The organism is Richelia sinica FACHB-800 (assembly GCF_014698825.1).
In the GTDB taxonomy this organism is placed as follows: Bacteria; Cyanobacteriota; Cyanobacteriia; order Cyanobacteriales; family Nostocaceae; genus FACHB-800.
In genome coordinates this window covers 62,957-80,452 of record NZ_JACJTT010000024.1, presented here as the reverse complement: position 1 = coordinate 80,452, position 17,496 = coordinate 62,957, and the positions used below count along the sequence as shown (strand labels likewise).

At 39.6% G+C, this 17,496-nt stretch carries 14 protein-coding genes; 5 read left to right on the top strand and 9 right to left on the bottom strand.

Annotation, left to right across the window (positions count from 1 at the left end):
• Positions 1 to 135: 135 nt before the first annotated feature.
• The 4 genes from H6G73_RS16385 to dxs form a co-directional block, all read right to left on the bottom strand.
• Complete coding sequence (locus tag H6G73_RS16385) at positions 136 to 687, bottom strand: hypothetical protein (RefSeq protein WP_190606366.1); 552 nt, start codon at positions 685 to 687, stop codon at positions 136 to 138.
• 61 nt (positions 688 to 748) lie between these two features.
• Positions 749 to 1,468, bottom strand: a complete 720-nt coding sequence (locus H6G73_RS16380) for a hypothetical protein (RefSeq protein ID WP_190606364.1) — start codon at positions 1,466 to 1,468, stop codon at positions 749 to 751.
• A 72-nt stretch (positions 1,469 to 1,540) separates the two neighbouring features.
• Positions 1,541 to 1,996 carry a hypothetical protein gene (locus H6G73_RS16375; RefSeq protein WP_190606362.1) on the bottom strand — a complete coding sequence of 152 codons (456 nt, stop codon included), beginning with the start codon at positions 1,994 to 1,996 and terminating at the stop codon, positions 1,541 to 1,543.
• Positions 1,997 to 2,433: 437 nt separating this feature from the next.
• The gene (dxs, locus tag H6G73_RS16370; protein WP_190606361.1) at positions 2,434 to 4,329 is read right to left on the bottom strand and encodes a 1-deoxy-D-xylulose-5-phosphate synthase; all 1,896 of its coding nucleotides are present in this window, start codon (positions 4,327 to 4,329) and stop codon (positions 2,434 to 2,436) included.
• Positions 4,330 to 4,694: 365 nt separating this feature from the next.
• Here dxs and H6G73_RS16365 point away from each other — a divergent pair, with 365 nt between their 5' ends.
• The gene (locus H6G73_RS16365) at positions 4,695 to 5,075 is read left to right on the top strand and encodes a calcium-binding protein (RefSeq protein ID WP_190606359.1); all 381 of its coding nucleotides are present in this window, start codon (positions 4,695 to 4,697) and stop codon (positions 5,073 to 5,075) included.
• A gap of 261 nt (positions 5,076 to 5,336) precedes the next feature.
• Here the strand turns inward: H6G73_RS16365 and H6G73_RS16360 are convergent, their stop codons facing one another.
• A complete protein-coding gene (locus tag H6G73_RS16360; RefSeq protein WP_190606356.1) occupies positions 5,337 to 5,570 on the bottom strand; it encodes a hypothetical protein in 234 nt (77 codons plus the stop codon).
• Positions 5,571 to 5,729: 159 nt separating this feature from the next.
• On the opposite strand from H6G73_RS16360, the gene H6G73_RS16355 reads away from it, so the two are divergent.
• Positions 5,730 to 7,808: an NAD(P)/FAD-dependent oxidoreductase gene (locus H6G73_RS16355; protein ID WP_190606354.1), complete on the top strand. Its 2,079-nt coding sequence runs from the start codon at positions 5,730 to 5,732 to the stop codon at positions 7,806 to 7,808.
• Positions 7,809 to 7,858: 50 nt separating this feature from the next.
• Here H6G73_RS16355 and H6G73_RS16350 read toward each other — a convergent pair whose 3' ends face one another.
• Positions 7,859 to 9,340, bottom strand: coding sequence for a hypothetical protein (locus tag H6G73_RS16350; protein ID WP_190606352.1), 1,482 nt, complete (start codon positions 9,338 to 9,340; stop codon positions 7,859 to 7,861).
• Between the two features lie 486 nt (positions 9,341 to 9,826).
• Between H6G73_RS16350 and H6G73_RS16345 the strand changes: the two genes are divergently transcribed.
• The 3 genes from H6G73_RS16345 (at position 9,827) to H6G73_RS16335 (ending at position 15,358) form a co-directional block, all read left to right on the top strand.
• Positions 9,827 to 10,408 (top strand): heme NO-binding domain-containing protein, encoded by a 582-nt coding sequence (locus tag H6G73_RS16345; protein ID WP_190606350.1) that lies wholly within the window; start codon positions 9,827 to 9,829, stop codon positions 10,406 to 10,408.
• Positions 10,371 to 13,859 carry a response regulator gene (locus tag H6G73_RS16340; RefSeq protein ID WP_242034224.1) on the top strand — a complete coding sequence of 1,163 codons (3,489 nt, stop codon included), beginning with the start codon at positions 10,371 to 10,373 and terminating at the stop codon, positions 13,857 to 13,859. Before H6G73_RS16345 ends, H6G73_RS16340 begins: the two co-directional genes overlap by 38 nt.
• Before the next feature lie 323 nt (positions 13,860 to 14,182).
• Positions 14,183 to 15,358 (top strand): PP2C family protein-serine/threonine phosphatase, encoded by a 1,176-nt coding sequence (locus H6G73_RS16335; RefSeq protein WP_190606349.1) that lies wholly within the window; start codon positions 14,183 to 14,185, stop codon positions 15,356 to 15,358.
• 125 nt (positions 15,359 to 15,483) lie between these two features.
• Here H6G73_RS16335 and H6G73_RS16330 read toward each other — a convergent pair whose 3' ends face one another.
• From H6G73_RS16330 to H6G73_RS16320, 3 genes are all read right to left on the bottom strand, one after another.
• A complete protein-coding gene (locus H6G73_RS16330; protein ID WP_190606347.1) occupies positions 15,484 to 15,831 on the bottom strand; it encodes an STAS domain-containing protein in 348 nt (115 codons plus the stop codon).
• Between the two features lie 111 nt (positions 15,832 to 15,942).
• Positions 15,943 to 16,407 carry an ATP-binding protein gene (locus tag H6G73_RS16325; protein WP_190606344.1) on the bottom strand — a complete coding sequence of 155 codons (465 nt, stop codon included), beginning with the start codon at positions 16,405 to 16,407 and terminating at the stop codon, positions 15,943 to 15,945.
• An 82-nt stretch (positions 16,408 to 16,489) separates the two neighbouring features.
• Positions 16,490 to 17,488 (bottom strand): sugar transferase, encoded by a 999-nt coding sequence (locus H6G73_RS16320; RefSeq protein WP_190606342.1) that lies wholly within the window; start codon positions 17,486 to 17,488, stop codon positions 16,490 to 16,492.
• Positions 17,489 to 17,496 lie beyond the last annotated feature (8 nt).

The following is a 17,496-nucleotide window of genomic DNA, read 5'->3' as shown; positions in this document are numbered from 1 at the left end:
ATGAAAACTTGTGTTTCCAGAGAATAAAGTTTCATCTAAGGATTGCTATTTTTTAGCTAATTAGCAACAGCACGCATTTCAAACACTGATTTTAGCGTATAATTTGACTATCTTTGCACTTAGCCTTTACCCCTCTTAAAAGCAGTCATGGTAAGGGTTTCCTTGTTTTCGGAGATGTCTAATGAAGATGACTAAACCCAGAGACACACGAAAATAGCTAGATTTTTCGGGTTGTTTGAGTTTACCAGTAATTTGCGGAATCTGAGCAGACTTTTTTTCCGCACTATTAAAAAACCTTTCGTCTAGCTTTTCTTGATTTGTAATACTCTTGATCAGCTGAGAAACCCAAAATGACAAGTGATATGTCGGTGATTGATATTTGTAGACTTTTTTCTTCTCTAATTCATCTGGATAGTCACTTTTTTGAAAATCAGGAAAGAATATGTAATAACCCTTTCGAGCTAATTCTTCTAGATGAGCTTCATAAAATTCTGGTTTACATAAAGCAAAGCCATGTAAATAAGTAATTAATTTCAATTTTCCTTCTTCGTCATAGTAAGGAGTATCAGGTACAAAAACTCGGATAAAATTACCATCAATATGACTACCTGATTGACAAATTTTATATCCCTTTTCTGGGCAACACTTCCAGTTTGAATTTCCATGACAATTTCGCTCATTCGACATTTATTTATGCTCCCGAATTCTCTGCATTCACCTATTTTTAATAATTTGTATTTAATGCTATTTATTTGGGAATAACAGCTTCTATTTTTTTAGTTTCTAAAGATTCTATTTGTTTTCCTAAAAACTGTGAACATTCTTCAGTGAGCAACAAACTAAAAGCCATCACAAACTCAGATGCACTACCAGCTAGAGTCCCCACTACAGATGAAGGAATACCATTGCCAATTAAAGCCACCAAAGTTCCTACAAATAACCAAGGCCATTTGATTCTGAACCAGAGACCAATACCAATTAACAGCATAAAGATATTCACAACAATAGTAATAATTGGTGGCCCGCTAACTTGAGCTACGGTATAACGCAGCATTCCAGCAAATCTGACTGGAACTAAATCTAAACCAATATAATGGGTGGAAACATCTATTCCCGCTAATGTAAAGGCAACAAACCAAGATAAAATCCGCACTACACTATTAGCCCACTTAGCACCAGCACGATGTGCCAATTCAACCCCAACAACAATAAATAATGGCACAACTAAATAATGGATGAGAAAGCGTACCATACTCAAATTTTTCAGTAGTTCACCTTCTCCAATAAAACTGCCAATTCCTAGAATCAAATTATCATAGCTAATACTTGCTAAAACTATGGGTAAAACAATCATTGCTAGGCTGCTAGATTGGCGATATAAACGAATTGCCCAACCTAATAAAACCCATTCCATACCAGCAAGAATGAGATGTCCCAAAGAATATATCAAAGACAAAATTTTATTCATATTAGGTCACATAAATTATGTATAGACGTTAAAAATAACGCCTATACTTTGACTTAAGACGCAGAAAAATGACTATTGAAAATCAGAACTTAAATTCACACAAAACTTGATTTTAGAACTAGGTCCAAAATTAGTCCCTTTGGCTTCATATGTAGTGTTTCCAGCTTCCAGAATAGCAGGGCCTCCACAAGCTCTAATTAAGTCTGTACCACTTTGAACCTTGGTGTTGACACAACCAAATTCGCGAGAGCCATCTGGACCAGTAATCACAATCGAATTAATTAATCCAGATTGACCACTAGGTACTAAGGAAACCAGGGCAGAACGAATAATTGTAGTGTTATCAACGGGACCAGGCAAATTCACATTAAATGATCCATTGATCACTGGCACACATTCTGAAATAGTGTCAAAGAACTGACCAGAAGCAGCGTTTGCTGTTCCAGTGCTAGCACCAAAGAAAATTAACAATGACAGTGCAAATGCAAAAATTTTGGCCAATGAAATGGACTTCTTCAAAAAATTCATGGTCATTCTCCAGAGTTGATCTAAGTTGTTGTTCTTATGACGCTTTCAGATCCAAATATCTGAAATTTTTTTAGTCACGAGTAATTGTGACACCAATAGCTATAACCCATTCAAAAAACAGCATTTATTTAATCAGGGTAAAAATATGCTGAAAATGATATGGTTGCCACATTTGCCAAGAAACAGTGAATGAAGACTCAATCAAAATTTTGTTAGATGCCCATTAAGACAGCACAAGCAGTGCTGTTGATACTTCATCAGCCCCAGTGGCATTTACTCATATGCTTAATATTTCTTTACAGTTGTCGGGAAAAATTTTTGATTAAGTTTGGTATGTGTCGTTAATCTGTAGCGATCGCACTTTTATTGTGACATGGATGAACTTCTGAAATTCTCAACTGAAAGGTGGGAAGGCCCACCCTCACATTAACTATCAGCTAAACCACAGCCGAAGCTTGCTTTTTAAAGTAAGCTTGCATAATTCTGTCGGCAATTTGCTGACTGGTTAAACCTAATTCCACCTTAGATTCCTCTGGGGTAGCATGGTCTACCAATTCATCTGGTATACCAATACGTTTCACCGGCACAACGATATCTGCATCTAGTAAAGCTTCAGCTACCGCAGAACCAAAGCCACCAATGACGCATCCTTCTTCCAATGTCACCACACGCCCGATTTTCTCAGCCAAGGGTAGAATTAATTCTGTATCCAAAGGTTTGGCAAAGCGGCCATTAATTACAGTTGCTTCAATGCCATGTTCACTGAGAATTTCTGCCGTTTGCATGGCTGGGTAAACCATTGTGCCGTAGCCGATAATTAAGAGGTCATCGCCATTACGCAGAATTTCCGCCTTACCAATTTCTAGAGGTTCCCAACCTTCTTCCATTAAAGGCACACCGTAGCCGTTACCACGGGGGAAGCGCATGGCAATTGGTCCGTCGGTGTATTCTACACCTGTCACCACCATCCGTTGCAATTCAGCTTCATCTTTGGGAGCCATCAGCACCATATTGGGGATACAGCGCAGATAGGAAATATCATACATTCCTTGGTGAGTGGGTCCATCAGCACCAACAATACCTGCTCGGTCTAAACAGAAGAAGACAGGTAGGTTTTGAATGCAGACATCATGAATGATTTGGTCGTAAGCACGTTGTAAGAAAGTGGAATAGATAGCTGCCACAGGGCGCATCCCTTCGCAAGCTAAACCAGCTGCTAAGGTGACAGCGTGTTGTTCTGCAATACCTACATCTATGTATTGGTTAGGAAGTTTTGCTTGTAATTTATCTAAACCTGTACCTGTGGCCATGGCTGCGGTAATACCGACAATTTTCGGGTTTTGTTCAGCCAATTTCACCAGAGTGTGAGAAAAAACTTTAGCGTATGCTGGGGGTTTGGGTTTGCTAGAAGGAATAGCTTTACCAGTGGCTAAATTAAATGGGTTTTGGGCATGGTAGCCTACTTGGTCTTTTTCAGCTATTTCATAACCTTTTCCTTTCACAGTCGCCACATGCACCAATACAGGGCCAGTAATTTGATGTGCCTGTTGGAAAGTAGCAATCAATTCTTCTAAATTATGCCCATCTACAGGCCCCATATAGGTAAAGCCCAGTTCTTCAAAAACTGCACCCACTTTGGGAACTGCTAACCGCTTCATCCCTTCCTTGATGCGACCTAGTTCGTCACCCACAAAAGGAATGTGCTTGAACTGTTCTTCAAAGTTATCGGTGATAAATTGCATCGGTGGGCTAAGACGCATTTTATTCAGATAACGGGGAATAGCACCAACGTTGGGAGAGATGGACATCTCATTATCGTTGAGAACTACCAAAAGATTTGTTTTAGGTAAATGTCCAGCATGGTTAATAGCTTCTAGTGCCATCCCACCAGTTAAAGCACCATCACCAATGACAGCTACTACTTTAAATTTTTCCCCTTGCATGTCACGGGCCATGGCCATACCCAATGCAGCAGAAATACTTGTAGAAGCATGTCCTGCACCAAAGTGATCAAACTTGCTTTCACAACGCTTGAGATAACCAGCAACTCCATCTTTTTGTCTGAGGGTATGAAAATCGCTGTAGCGTCCTGTAATCAGTTTATGGGGATAAGCTTGATGACCAACATCCCAAATCACTTTATCTCGATCTAAGTCCAAGGTTTGGTAAAGTCCTAAAGTTAATTCTACTACTCCCAAACCTGGCCCTAAGTGACCACCAGTTGCTGCTACGGTTTGTAGGTGCTTATCACGAATTTGACGAGCAATTTGTTGCAATTGCCGAACTGACAAACCATGCAACTGGTTAGGATGAGTAATTTCACTCAGATGCATATTATAGGGTTTTCCTCTCTAGACTCTACTTTTGGCATTACTTTGATTTTCCCACGCTCAGGTTGCGACAAGAATTTTACACTTATTAATCATTGCGTGGTTTTAAGTAACAATTCTATTAATTAACGCATATTTCTTTGCATGAGAACAAATGTATGTAAATCCCATTTACTCAAATCTCATCCCCTAGAGATGGTTATTAATCTTTAAAAAAAGCTATTTTATTGAGTAAATGCCAAAAAGCAGGGATATTAGGCTAATTTAACTGTTTTTGGCTATATTAAGACCACAGATAAAAAATTGACATCCGCGAGTGATGACGCTATACCATATTTGCAAATTCATCTCTACTCAAAAATAATTTTATGCCGACCATAGATATTGACGAAAATCGCGAAAATCGGATTAAAACAGAAATTCTTGTCGATGCTGAAGACAAGGAAGAGCGGGCCATGGGCTGGTACTATTATCTGGACGACACCCTAGATTTTCCCTTTATGGGCAAGTGGAAGAAGAAGAATCGCAAAACTGGGGCTATAGATGAAAAGCTGGTGGAAGTCCTGGGAATGGCACCAGAAGATGATTGTCTAAAAGATATGTATGTGGAAGTTGGTTATATAGGCGGTAAAGATGATGATATCCATACCGCAAAGTTATCGGAAATTGAAGCTATTGATGTGGATGAAGAAACTCAACAAGCTCTTGAAGATTGGCAATATTGGTTAGGGAGAGCGTATAAGTTCTAGGACTTATTCTTCACTCGATTTAGATAAAATAATGACATGGCAAGGATTTCCTACGGCAACAGTGTTGACGGGGATATCCTTTTTGAATTTAGATTGTGAAATATAGAAAAAATTATTCTATTACTTGCGGAGTAGACTTTATTCTAGATGAGATGTAGGCGGATGCGATCGCTCCTGACACAAATTTCCCTGCAAACACATGGGTTTTGACCAGCAGGGGAAGATAAAACATCAATTCTGTCACCTGTCACCCTACTCTCTCTAGTCAAAACTTTTCCAGGCTTGAGTAACCACTTGACTCAGCCACCGCCGTTGCTGACGATCTAATACAGGGTCATCTGCTAGCACTTGGGCTGTTAAATCTTCCAAAGTTTGGCCTTGAGCGCGAACCAGTTTAACTACTCCAGCAATAACAGCAGCTACAAGTTCTTCATCAACTGGCTGTTGCCTGAGAGCGTAAATTTCTTGGGGACTGTCTGGGATAGGATAATTCATGGCGTGGATTTACAAAATTTACAATATGGATAACAAACTTGACAAACTATTAAGATTTCTTTACTGAAAGTTAACGAAACTAATAGGGCGGAGTCTAGCGTACTTTCTGCCTTCGTCAAATCTGTCCGAGTTAGTAGATTGATGGGAGATGTGAGTGGAATGCAAGAAATTCTTTATTTAGAAGTACCTACAACCGATACAGCATCAGTACGGTTATGGCTCCAAGCAGATTTTGTGCCGAAAATTGGGGAAAAACAGGTGACTCCAGATGGTTTCCGCTTGAGAATCCCTGTTAACAATACAACTGCTGACAAAAATATTTCCGAAAATTTACCATCGGAACTGTCTGTTTTTGTCTGGTCTGTACAACGCACTACCTACTTGAAGGTATTCCGGTGGGGAGAGAAACCATTTCCCGCAGAAAGAGATATTCTTGGCCAGCTAACGACAGCAATTAGAAATAGGTTTCCCTATCGTTATCCAGAACCACCAGCAATTGATTCCCAAAAATCGATATTTGCAGAGCTAGAATCTTATTATCCTCTAACTGTCAAGTATTTTCAGCAAATCCCTAATGGAGAATATGATTTAAAGCGCGCTTATTGGTGGGAGCAACGTTGGCGAGAGGGGGTAAGAAATCCCCAACAGCCCCGTCAAGTGCTGTTTGGTGGATGTCAAGGTGGCATTGAAACCAAGGCAGCCGCAACACAGACTACCTATGACCTGATTTATATTGGTGGGGCATTGGGTTCCATTCATGCCGCAGTCATGGCAAAATTGGGATATAAAGTGCTATTGGTGGAACGTTTGCCTTTTGGGCGGATGAATCGTGAGTGGAATATTTCCCGTGATGAAATTCAAAGTTTAATTAATCTGGGTGTATTAACGCCTGCGGAAGTAGAAAGTATTATTACCAGAGAGTATAAAGACGGTTTTAATAAGTTTTTTGATGCTAATAATCCTGCCCATTTAAAAGCAGCAGTTCTACACACGCCGAAGGTTTTGAATATCGCTTTAGATTCAGAAAAATTACTTCAAATATGTGGACAAAAACTGCGGGCAAGCGGTGGAGAAATCTGGGATGAAACAGAATTTATTCAAGCAGATATTAGTAATTCACAAGTTTTAGTAACTGTTAAGCATTTGCCTAGTGGTAATCAACAACAAGTCAGTGGTCGTTTGTTGATAGATGCGATGGGAACTGCTTCTCCTATTGCTTGGCAATTAAATGGTGGTCGGGCATTTGATAGTGTTTGTCCCACGGTAGGTGCAGTTATTGATCAAGGTTTTGAGCCTGGTGTATGGGATTCTGAATATGGAGATGTTCTCTACAGTCATGGTGATATTTCCCGTGGTAGACAGTTGATTTGGGAGTTGTTTCCTGGTGCGGGGGAAGAACTGACAATTTATTTATTTCATTACCATGAAGTAAATCCCACAAATCCTGGTTCATTATTAGAAATGTATGAGGACTTTTTTACAATTCTGCCGGAATATCGCCGTTGTGATTTAGATAAATTGGTGTGGAAAAAGGCGACTTTTGGCTATATTCCAGGGCATTTTAGTGTCAGTGGTAGCGATCGCACTGTTGCCTTTGATCGATTAATTGCTATTGGCGATGCCGCTTCACTTCAATCTCCCTTGGTATTCACAGGTTTTGGTTCCCTGGTGCGGAACTTGGAACGACTGACCACACTATTAGATATTGCCCTCAAGCATAACTTACTCACCGCCGAGCATTTAAATAAAATCCGTGCCTACCAAAGCAATGTGGCCGTGACTTGGCTATTTTCTAAAGGTATGATGGTGCCCACGGGCAAATTTATTGCCCCTCAGAAGGTAAATGCTATGCTCAATACCTTCTTTGGTTTGTTGGCAGATGAACCACCAGCAGTGGCAGATAATTTTATTAAAGACCGCTGCGATTTCTTCACCTTCAATCGCTTGGCGATTAAAGCCGCTATCAAAAATCCGGCTTTACTGTTGTGGATTTGGCAACTGGCGGGTATGAAAGATTTAGTCCGATGGTTAAGTAACTATTTTAACTTCTTTCTCTATGCTTGCGTTAGTGTTTTATTGAGTGGATGGTTTCCCAGTTTCTTGAAGTCCAGCCAATCTTGGCTAGAATCTCGCTGGCCTGGGTTATGGTTGCAATTAGTAGCTATTAACTATGCAATTTCTACAGGTAGACCCAAAACATCGGTAACGGTGAGCGATCGCACCATCAGTTATTCCTAGTTTCATCAGACTACTTACCATTGGTAAGTAGTCTTCCTAAGTTGCTATGGCTATTTCATCTGCGGACGACGAAAATTTGGTAATTCCACAGATGCTAAAGACTTGCGGCCCTTGGGTGGACGATCTGGATAAATCAAGGGAGAAGGTGAGTAACTATCTGGAATTGCCTCAGTTGTTGATATTGGTGGTGTAGCGGTTGAGGTATCTAACCAATAATCCTCAAGTTCTACGGTCATATTCTGGGGTTCTGGTTGAGTCGAGAGAATAATAGGCTCATTGACAACAGAAACAGTCTGATTAGATGGTGAGGAATGGTGAGTATGGTCGGGTATCTCTACAATTGGGGTTTGTGGTTCCTCTTCCTTTTCAGCAGCTACAGCATGATCCACAATTAATGTTTCCTCAGCCTGTGGAGGCACAGACTCCGTGGGAGAGGATGGTGATTGAGAAACAAAAAACATTTGAATCAGACTATCTATTTGCTGATTCAGGTGCGAGACACTTTCTGCTGTAAAAATTTCGGAATCAGCTGCTAATTCGCTGACCTGGGGTGAGGGACTAGGTGAAGGTGATGTATGGGGTTCGGAAACAGGAGGAGTAACAGTAGCAGAGTTGGTATCGAGGGGGGGTGTGGAAGGTTCAACCCAAGAATTGCTGAGGGGATTGGTTTCTAGTTCTGGTTCTGCTGACCAAGGTTTAATGGGTTGGGCATTGGGAAAGAGCGATCGCGCCTTTTGAGAAAATCGACTATGTTTTTTATGTATGTCTGGAATCCCGGAAGGATATTCGCTTGATTCCTGAGGAATAGATGTTTCTAAACACTTTTCTAAGGCTGCTTTGAATTGTAAAGTTTGACGCTGTTGGCGCATTAATCTCGCACGCAACTCACGACAGGTGTTTTCTAGATGTAATAACTGTTGAGATTGTTCAGTATAGTTAGTTTGTAACGAAGAACATTCCCGCTCCAATTGGGCAATGCGTTGTTGGCTAATTTGTAATTGGGATTTATAGGTATCAATATATATTTCTTGATGCTGCACCGTTTGACGGGCACTTTCTAAATTTTCCGATAATAAGCGAATTTGTTCCTGAGCAGCAGCAAGCTCTTGATTTTGTTGCTCAAAGATCGACTCAGTGACACTAGAACGAGTTTTTTGCCACTGAAAAATCTTTTCCGCCTCTGCTAACTCTGTTTTTAGGTGTTCTACTTGCGTGTATAAATCGCTATTAGCCTGCCTTAACTCTTCATTTAAAGTCAACATTTGTTGAAATTCGGAATTTACCTGTGCTTGTTGTTCACTATCAGGTTCTGCAACCCAATCTAATCGAGTGCTATCTTCTGAATTCTCCATAACTATCGCTAGGTTATGTTGTTCTGGGGCTGGCTGGAGGATGGGGACGTTGATAATAGAGTAACCACTATCTGGGAGGACTGAGTAGAAAGGACAATTTGTCTGCTCCAACTGTGGCGGATGAGCAGAATTTTGGGTTTCTATTACAGTGCTATCTTCCGAGGAGTCAGCTATATTCATCACTCTTGACCCACCTGCTTAAAAATTGTCAGCCGTGCTTGTATTAGCATCACCGATATACTGCGTGCAGTTGCTCAGGATTTCCTTTCACAGCCAAGTTTAACTCTTTCCCAGAATAAATAACTAGCTATTGATAGTGTTTCCCTTTTTGCATCCATCACCTGATGCCGTTATAACATTTTCCGCTTCTGTCCCGTCAAGAGGAGTCAGGGGTGTGGGGGTGTAGGGGTATGGGGATACATTGGTGGAAACAAGGTAGCATAGCCACCATGATTGTTATCTCCTCCATAGACAAGTTTACTTAGTTTCATATCCCACCCAACAAAAGTATTGATTTGGTTTTTCAATTGAACTGGAAGCGTAAATACATTCCTACCACTCAATCAAGTTGGTATCACATAGGTAATTGCTCAACTTAGATTCTCAAAATACTCATCAAGACAAGAATTTTTTGCATGTACAAATCATTACTTAGGAGCTAAATCAATGTATGGTCTAGTGAACAAAGCAATTCAAGACATGATTTGCAAACACCATGGTGAAGAGACCTGGGAAATCATCAAGCAAAAAGCAGAATTAGAAGACATAGATTTTTTCGTAGGTATGGATGCTTATACCGATGATATTACCTATCGTTTGGTCGCAGCTGCTTGTGATGTTTTGGGTATGGAAACGGAAGCAATATTACAGGCTTTTGGGGAATACTGGGTAACATACACTGCCGAAGAAGGGTATGGAGAACTGCTAGCTAGTGCTGGTAAATCTTTAGGGCAATTTGTGGAAAATCTCGACAACCTACACGCACGAGTAGGATTGAGTTTCCCCCAACTCCGTCCCCCTGCCTTTGATTGCGAACACACCAGCGACAAGTCGATGGAACTCCACTATCAATCTACTCGCCAGGGTTTAGCACCAATGGTGATTGGTTTACTCCACGGACTGGGAAAACGCTTTCATACCAAGGTAGATGTGACTCAAATCAGTTTTCGAGAACAGGGTGCGTCTCACGATATTTTCTCTATTGAATACGATGATTCTCAAACCTATGACCAGAGAACAGGGGATTGAACCACAAAAATTTAGTCTTGACCCCGAACAATTTGCAATCTTGTTTCCTTTTCATCTAGTGATGGATCAAAATATGCAGATTGTCCAAGCTGGTGCTGTAATTCAGCGGATTCTGAAACCAGTGGTCATAGTTGGTAGTTCGATAGAGGAACATTTTCGGATCAGTCGTCCTCACTGTTCAGTCAAGTTTGCAGATATTTGTCAACAAACACATTCCCTATTTCTTTTGCAATCTCATCATCAAGAAATGCAGCTAAAGGGACAGATGGTACATTTGGCAGCATCTAATCATCTGATGTTTCTTGGTTCTCCCTGGATGACTGATGTTGGAGATTTGCAAAAACTAGATTTGCATCTTGATGATTTTCCTCTCTACGATTCTGTTGCCGATTATTTATTGCTTTTACAAGCTAAAAATTCAGCCCTAGCAGATGCTAAAAAACTGACTGCTAAACTCACATCTCAGCGTTCTGAATTACGGGCCACAGCATCAATCTTGAAAACGGTCATTCAAAGTTTACAGGGTGGTGTGTTATTAGAAGATGAAAATCGACAAATTATTTTAGCTAATCAAGAATTTTGTCAATTGTTTAACATACCTGTAGATGCACAAACATTAGCAGGTCAGGATTGTCGGCAAGTTATCCAGACAGGTCAACAACTATTTGTTGAACCAGACAAATTTCAGGTAAATGTTGACGAAATAATTAGCAAAAATCAAATTATTCTGGATCAAGAATGGCAGTTGCAAGATGGGCGGGTTTTGGAACAAAACTATATACCTATTTGGGTTAACCAAAAATTATATGGTCATCTGTGGAAATATAGCGATATTACTGAACGTAAACAAGCAGAAGCAGTAGTGACACAGCAATATGAACGGGCGTTGTTGTCCAAGCAAATCACGGAAAAAATTCGTCAGTCTTTGCAAGTAGAGAAAATTCTGCAAACCACGGTAACAGAAGTACAGCGAATTTTGCAGGCTGATCGGGTTGTGATCTTCCAAATCAACTCTGATGGTACTGGTCAAGTAGTGCAACAGGCAGTAACTCCAGAAATATTAAACATCATGGGGGAAAATATTCATAATTCTTGTCTTCTGGATATTTACCACAATTTATATGATCACAAGCAAATGACTGTGATTTCTGATGAGGAGGAAAATCAATTTCCAGCTTGTTATGTGGATTGTTTACGCCAGTTTCAGGTGAAAGCTAATGTCATTGTCCCGATTTTAATTCGGGAAGATGTATGGGGATTATTAATTGTTTTTCAATGTGTAGGTAGCACTAGCTATCGTCCTCACCAGTGGACTGAATTAGAATTAGATTTGCTCCAACATCTGGCAGACCAAATGGGTGTTGCCCTTACCCAAGCGCAGTTACTAGCTCAAGAAACCCATCAAGCTAATCTGTTAGCGATGCAAAATGAAGAGCTAAATTTAGCCAAGCAAGCAGCGGAAACTGCCAATATGGCTAAAAGTAATTTTCTAACCACTATGAGTCATGAAATTCGTACTCCCATGAATGCCATTATTGGTATGAGTGGAATGCTGTTAGATACTGCTTTAAATTCCGAGCAACTGGACTGTGTAGAAACTATTCGTAATAGTAGCAATGCTTTACTGACAATTATTAATGATATTCTCGATTTCTCTAAGATTGAATCTGGCAATTTAGAGTTAGAAGACCAGCCTTTTGATTTACGTCTATGTGTGGAAGAAGCTCTGGATTTATTGGCTCCCCAAGCTGCTGCTAAAGGCATTGAATTAATGTACCAAATAGACGCGGGTGTACCCACAGATATTATTGGTGATATTACCAGGTTGCGCCAAATTCTTTGGAATTTAATTAGTAATGGAGTGAAGTTTACAAATATAGGTGAAGTGGCAATCACGATGACTGCACGGCAGTTAGTTTGTCATGGTCGCTATGAGTTGCAATTTGCGGTTAGAGATACAGGAATTGGCATTCCTCGCGATCGCTTGCATCGTCTCTTCAAACCTTTTAGTCAGGTGGATGTCTCGACAACTAGACGTTATGGTGGTACGGGTTTAGGACTAGCGATCAGTAAGCGTCTGTGTGAGATTATGGGGGGGAAAATGTGGGTAGAAAGTGAAGCTGATCAAGGTTCTACTTTCTATTTCACTGTGATTTTATCGGCTTCAGATACTGATAATTCCCCAACTGTTGATCCAGAACTGGTTGGTCAACGTTTACTTTTAGGTGTTGGTAATGGAAATTTGAGACAATGCTTAACCTGGCAACTACAAAGTTTAGGGTTAGATGTCCAAGGGGGGGAATCGGAGGAGCAAATTCTCCAATGTCTGGGACAACAACAACCGTTTGCTGTAGCCATCCTCGATATTGACAGCCCTAAGTTTAATGCCCTGGATCTGACAGCGAAAATTCGTGCTATTCCCCAGCAACAAGGTTTACCTTTGGTAATGTTGAGTTCCAGGGGGAAACACACTCTAGAAGTCAAACAGATTGCGGCTGAATTTACGGCTTTTTTACATAAGCCTGTGCGTCAATACCAGCTATGCAATACCCTGTTACAAATTGTACGTGGTAGCTGGTTGAATCATGTAAGTGACCAATCGATTATTCCCTCTTACTCTCGATTACCAAAGCCTGATTTACCTGCCATTGAGACTAAGTTAGGGGAAACTTTACCCCTGAAGATTCTTTTAGTTGAGGATATCTTAGTTAATCAGAAAATTGCGCTGCAAATGCTCAATTGTTTGGGTTATCGAGCAGATATTGCCAATGATGGACAGGAGGCTTTAGCTGCTTTACAACGGCAACTTTATAATGTGGTGTTGATGGATATCCAGATGCCAGAAATGGATGGGTGGGAAACAACTTTGCGTATTCGTGGAGACTTGTCACCTGATGCTCAACCTTGGATTATTGCCATGACGGCTTACTCACGTCTAGAAGACCGTCAAAAAAGCTTGGGTATCGGCATGAATGATTACATTACTAAGCCGATTAGTGTAGAAGCATTAGTAGCAGCTTTGCAACGCTATGGGCTTCAGCATCAAGGGAATGAAACTTCACAGGAAGTGGTATTACCAAGTGAGCATCAACAATTACCTATTGACACCAGCATATTAGAGGAATTACGGGCGATGGCAGGAAGTGAGGGCGATCGCCTAATTGCCGAATTGATTCGAGTATATCGGGAAGATACCCCAGCTACTATACAGGAAATTAATTCTGCTTTGGCCGCTGAGAACTTAGCCAACCTGAAAAAATCTGCCCATGCTTTGCGATCGCCTAGTGTAAGTATCGGTGCAGTTAACTTGGGTAATCTCTGCGAAACTTTGGAATACATCACACCAGCACATTCATTAGAGCAAATCTCTAGTCTAGTTAGTCAGTTAGAAAGTGAATATCAAAATGTCATCGCGGCTCTTGAGATTTTACAAATGAATTGTGAAATGTAAATTTACAGCATGTTTTATCTAAGGCAATAGCAACAGAAATTAATCTATTTTGTTTTTTAATGTATTGAATTTCTTTGATTGACCAGAAATTATATATATTCCCTTAAATTTTTCACCATAAAAATCGAGCAAGGTATTTAAAATGTATAATTTAATTAGGTATTGCAGGTTAAATTTGTAGGCATACAATTTTATCAATCAGGTGTATCTATTTACTAATTACTGTAAAAGTATTGCGTTTTTTGTAGTAATTTTGTTTTCAAATAGAATCGCATATGTTAAAGCTCAAACATACTCATTTAAACAAGCAAACAGACGAAATAATGATTAACACAACCAATTCTCCTATCAAAATTTTAGTGATTGATGATGATAGGATTGTCCAAATAGTTCTTAAACAAGCACTACAAGGACAAGGGTATGAAGTCATCCTCGCTTCTAATGGTAAACAAGGTATAGAACAAGCTTATCAGCATCATCCTGCTGTGATTATTTGTGATTGGCTGATGGATGAAATGGATGGTCTGGAAGTATGCCGTGTGATTAAATCTGAACCGTCTTTATCAACAACCTTTTTTATCCTACTCACAGCACGTACAACCGTTGAAGACAAGGTTGAAGGGTTAGATAATGGTGCAGATGATTTTTTAAGTAAACCAATTGAAATCAGTGAACTGAAAGCACGAGTTCGGGCCGGACTGAGATTATATCAAAGTAATCAAGAACTACTCAGATTAGCAAAAGACCTACAAATTCAAAAACAGCTTTTAGAAACCGAATTGCATGAAGCGGCTGAATATGTGACATCTATTTTACCTGAACCAATGTCAGGATTAGTAAATATCAATTATCGGTTTTTTCCCTCACATCAATTAGGAGGTGATTGCTTTGATTACTATTGGTTAGATGCAGATAACTTAGTGATTTATCTGTTGGATGTTTCTGGACATGGATTAGCTGCTGCACTACCTTCTATTTCTGTGCATAATTTATTACGCTCTCCCAATCTTCTCCCGGCAGATTTTCATCAACCGGCGGAAGTTCTCAATGCGTTGAATCAGATTTTCAACATGGAGAAACATAATGCTCGTTACTTTACTATTTGGTATGGAGTGTTTAATCGTACTTCCTCTCAAATCACCTATTCCACAGCCGGTCACCCACCCGCTTTATTAGTGTCACAATTAACAGATTCTAGTATAGATATCAAACAGTTAATTACTCCTAGTATGCCTATTGGAGCCTTTGCAGAAATAGAATACAAAAATTCTGTTTGTGAGGTGCAATCATCCAGTAAAGTCTATGTTTTTAGCGATGGAGTTTATGAAGTAGAACAACCCAATGGTAATTTATGGAAACTGAATGATTTTATGAATTTATTGGCAAATAGTCATCACAAATCCATGGATTTAGACCAAATATTGGCAGAAATTAAAACTGCTACTGGTAGTAAAGGATTTACTGATGATTGCTCTTTATTGGAAATAAAATTTACCTAAAGTTAATTGCTGTATTGCACTATTATAAATAGGATTTAATCATGCTGAAATTATAGGGTGCGTTATAGCAATACTTAACGCACCAATACAGCTAGAAATTGAAAACGCAGATATTTCTAAACTCTCTACCCCATTACTCCATTTTCTACTTCCTCCTGATTATAAGTAGAAATAAATGATGTTGGATTAGGTAACACCTCAAAAATCTGGCTGCTATTAGTCATCTCAAATACCATTCTAATTTGCTCATTAATTGAACAAAGCACTAAACGCATATTGTGTTTTTTCAGTGTTTTTAGCATGATTAATAACGTGCTAAATCCAGAACTGTCCATAAAATTGACATCTTGAAAATCAATCAAAATCGTTTTCACATCAGATCCAATTAATTCGTCTATTTCTGCAAGTAATTGGCTACCGCTTTTACTATTTAAAATTCCCTGGGGTCTAATGATTTTCATTTGCAAATCCATAAATTCTGTGGGAAGATATATATTACGATATGTTGTAGGAAAAATTCTTGGATTTTTGAACTAATTGATTACGGAAAATACCCCTAATTAGTCCACCAATATGTAGGCTCATTACCGAGCTAATTTTTTGTGTAGTAATAAGCAGTTTCTGGTGTCTAGCTCACGGGTATAACTAATGATCCAGCCGTAATCTTTTCTCAGTTTAAGCAAAAAGATGCAACCCCATTGTAGTTCATGGTCTAAAGGATTAAATGTGAGATTACTAGTTTCTTGGTTGAATTGGTCTAAAGCGGCTTCTAAATCAAAAATTTCCCCTTGATCCCAAATGCGAATTTGAAAATATTCGGGAGATATTTGTACTTCCAAATCAACAAGAGTTTCTGGACTAAGGTGTCTGTGAGCATGACGCACTACATTTGTAAAGCCCTCAAGTAAAGCAGTTTGCGCTTCTACCCAGACTTGATAGGGTATTTGTCCATTGTTGAATTGATCAAACCAATCAACAACCGCTGCCATTGCATCAAGGTCACTGGCAATTTGTAATCTATAATTCTGTAGCAATAAATTTGTTTCCATGAAAATTTAGTCAAAGTGTATGCAGATTTAAACTGCTGGTAATTTTTTGTCGTGAAATTTTGCAAAATGGGAATGATCCCGATTAAACAGCACCTGAATCCTTGTTAAAGACAACAATAAATGTTTTCAGGATGAGTTGAAAGTCATAGGACAGACTCCAATTTTCTTGGTAGCGTAAATCCAGTTTAATTACGTCTTCAAAATTGCGAATTTTTGAACGACCATTAACTTGCCATTCCCCACTCAATCCAGGTCTGACATCTAATCTTTGCCAATTAAGAATTTCATATTGTTCTATCTCATCTGGAGTGGGTGGACGAGTACCAATTAAGCTCATATCTCCGATGAGAATATTCCAAAATTGAGGAAATTCGTCTAAACTGGTTTTGCGAAGAAAACGACCAACACGGGTAATGCGGGGGTCGTGATCATTTTTGAAAAAAGCACCAGAAGCTTGATTGGGAATTGCAGATTTAAGAGCTTCTGCATTAGTTACCATTGAGCGGAATTTCCAAATCCGAAACCGTCGTCCCATCCAACCACAACGAGTTTGACTAAAGAGTATTGGGCCTGGACTGTCTAGCTTAATAGCGATCGCTATCGGTACAAATAGTGCCGCAGTTACAGCTAACCCCAGGATAGCACCAACAATGTCAATTGTCCGTTTAACGCGCGATCGCACGGAAGGATGGGTCAGAGGTGGACGTTGCTGCAATTTGCGATTGACTGTAGGGATAATAGCTTCTGTATTGGGGTCAATGTTCAAGATTTGGTCTAAACCAACCAAGGAAAACGCTAACTTGACTTGGGGGTTGACACTCCAAACAGTTAAAGGAATGTTTTTAGCCTTCGCTGATTTGATATTAGTAATTAATGAACCAATACCACTACTATCAATAATGGTCGTATGGCCAAAATCTAAAATGATTTTTTCGATACTACTATCTTCTAAATATTGTTGAAAATAATGACGAAAAGACACAGCCTCTACCACTGTTAATTTAGATGGTAGTTGCACCAGCAGAGTATTATTTAAACGGCTAGTTACCAGAGGGGTAATTGGTTTGGTTGAAGGAGCCATAGTTTTCA

Coding starts and splice junctions, on each gene's coding strand:
- H6G73_RS16385 (WP_190606366.1), bottom strand. CDS start 687: ATGTCGAATGAGCGAAATTGTCATGGAAATTCAAACTGGAAGTGTTGC.
- H6G73_RS16380 (WP_190606364.1), bottom strand. CDS start 1,468: ATGAATAAAATTTTGTCTTTGATATATTCTTTGGGACATCTCATTCTT.
- H6G73_RS16375 (WP_190606362.1), bottom strand. CDS start 1,996: ATGAATTTTTTGAAGAAGTCCATTTCATTGGCCAAAATTTTTGCATTT.
- dxs (WP_190606361.1), bottom strand. CDS start 4,329: ATGCATCTGAGTGAAATTACTCATCCTAACCAGTTGCATGGTTTGTCA.
- H6G73_RS16365 (WP_190606359.1), top strand. CDS start 4,695: ATGCCGACCATAGATATTGACGAAAATCGCGAAAATCGGATTAAAACA.
- H6G73_RS16360 (WP_190606356.1), bottom strand. CDS start 5,570: ATGAATTATCCTATCCCAGACAGTCCCCAAGAAATTTACGCTCTCAGG.
- H6G73_RS16355 (WP_190606354.1), top strand. CDS start 5,730: ATGCAAGAAATTCTTTATTTAGAAGTACCTACAACCGATACAGCATCA.
- H6G73_RS16350 (WP_190606352.1), bottom strand. CDS start 9,340: ATGAATATAGCTGACTCCTCGGAAGATAGCACTGTAATAGAAACCCAA.
- H6G73_RS16345 (WP_190606350.1), top strand. CDS start 9,827: ATGTATGGTCTAGTGAACAAAGCAATTCAAGACATGATTTGCAAACAC.
- H6G73_RS16340 (WP_242034224.1), top strand. CDS start 10,371: ATGATTCTCAAACCTATGACCAGAGAACAGGGGATTGAACCACAAAAA.
- H6G73_RS16335 (WP_190606349.1), top strand. CDS start 14,183: ATGATTAACACAACCAATTCTCCTATCAAAATTTTAGTGATTGATGAT.
- H6G73_RS16330 (WP_190606347.1), bottom strand. CDS start 15,831: ATGGATTTGCAAATGAAAATCATTAGACCCCAGGGAATTTTAAATAGT.
- H6G73_RS16325 (WP_190606344.1), bottom strand. CDS start 16,407: ATGGAAACAAATTTATTGCTACAGAATTATAGATTACAAATTGCCAGT.
- H6G73_RS16320 (WP_190606342.1), bottom strand. CDS start 17,488: ATGGCTCCTTCAACCAAACCAATTACCCCTCTGGTAACTAGCCGTTTA.